This window comes from Cryobacterium sp. M23, assembly GCF_002929655.1.
GTDB classification, from domain to species: domain Bacteria; phylum Actinomycetota; class Actinomycetes; order Actinomycetales; family Microbacteriaceae; genus Cryobacterium; species Cryobacterium sandaracinum.
The window spans coordinates 1-1,690 of record NZ_PJJV01000011.1; the positions used below are offsets into that span (position 1 = coordinate 1).

The 1,690-nt window shown below is 54.6% G+C and carries 1 rRNA gene; it reads left to right on the plus strand.

Features of this window, described 5'->3' with window-relative positions:
• The first annotated feature begins 153 nt into the window (after nucleotides 1–153).
• A 16S ribosomal RNA gene (locus tag CXY82_RS00085) occupies nucleotides 154–1,675 on the plus strand.
• The last annotated feature ends 15 nt before the right edge of the window (nucleotides 1,676–1,690 follow it).

Sequence of the window (1,690 nt, forward strand, 5' to 3'; positions counted from 1 at the left end):
ACCGCGGAAGAGATTCCTTTGGAAAACATTTAAACAACAAAGCAAGTCAGTAATGATTTGTTCTGTCAGTTTCAAACTTGCAGATTGTTCGCCTATTCCGGTGGCTTTCTGCACTAGATGTGCCGGTCACTTCGGTGGCCGTGCAGTCAAACATTTACGGAGAGTTTGATCCTGGCTCAGGACGAACGCTGGCGGCGTGCTTAACACATGCAAGTCGAACGGTGATGAGGAGCTTGCTCTTTTGATCAGTGGCGAACGGGTGAGTAACACGTGAGCAATCTGCCCTTGACTCTGGGATAAGCGTTGGAAACGACGTCTAATACCGGATACGACCTTGGAAGGCATCTTCTGGGGTGGAAAGAATTTTGGTCAAGGATGAGCTCGCGGCCTATCAGCTAGTTGGTGAGGTAATGGCTCACCAAGGCGACGACGGGTAGCCGGCCTGAGAGGGTGACCGGCCACACTGGGACTGAGACACGGCCCAGACTCCTACGGGAGGCAGCAGTGGGGAATATTGCACAATGGGCGAAAGCCTGATGCAGCAACGCCGCGTGAGGGACGACGGCCTTCGGGTTGTAAACCTCTTTTAGTAGGGAAGAAGCGTTAAAGTGACGGTACCTGCAGAAAAAGCACCGGCTAACTACGTGCCAGCAGCCGCGGTAATACGTAGGGTGCAAGCGTTGTCCGGAATTATTGGGCGTAAAGAGCTCGTAGGCGGTTTGTCGCGTCTGCTGTGAAAACCCGAGGCTCAACCTCGGGCCTGCAGTGGGTACGGGCAGACTAGAGTGCGGTAGGGGAGATTGGAATTCCTGGTGTAGCGGTGGAATGCGCAGATATCAGGAGGAACACCAATGGCGAAGGCAGATCTCTGGGCCGTAACTGACGCTGAGGAGCGAAAGCATGGGGAGCGAACAGGATTAGATACCCTGGTAGTCCATGCCGTAAACGTTGGGAACTAGATGTGGGGACCATTCCACGGTCTCCGTGTCGCAGCTAACGCATTAAGTTCCCCGCCTGGGGAGTACGGCCGCAAGGCTAAAACTCAAAGGAATTGACGGGGGCCCGCACAAGCGGCGGAGCATGCGGATTAATTCGATGCAACGCGAAGAACCTTACCAAGGCTTGACATATAGAGGAAACGGTTGGAAACAGTCGCCCCGCAAGGTCTCTATACAGGTGGTGCATGGTTGTCGTCAGCTCGTGTCGTGAGATGTTGGGTTAAGTCCCGCAACGAGCGCAACCCTCGTCCTATGTTGCCAGCACGTAATGGTGGGAACTCATGGGATACTGCCGGGGTCAACTCGGAGGAAGGTGGGGATGACGTCAAATCATCATGCCCCTTATGTCTTGGGCTTCACGCATGCTACAATGGCCGGTACAAAGGGCTGCAATACCGCAAGGTGGAGCGAATCCCAAAAAGCCGGTCTCAGTTCGGATTGAGGTCTGCAACTCGACCTCATGAAGTCGGAGTCGCTAGTAATCGCAGATCAGCAACGCTGCGGTGAATACGTTCCCGGGCCTTGTACACACCGCCCGTCAAGTCATGAAAGTCGGTAACACCCGAAGCCAGTGGCCTAACCCGCAAGGGGAGGAGCTGTCGAAGGTGGGATCGGTGATTAGGACTAAGTCGTAACAAGGTAGCCGTACCGGAAGGTGCGGCTGGATCACCTCCTTTCTAAGGAGCACAGCA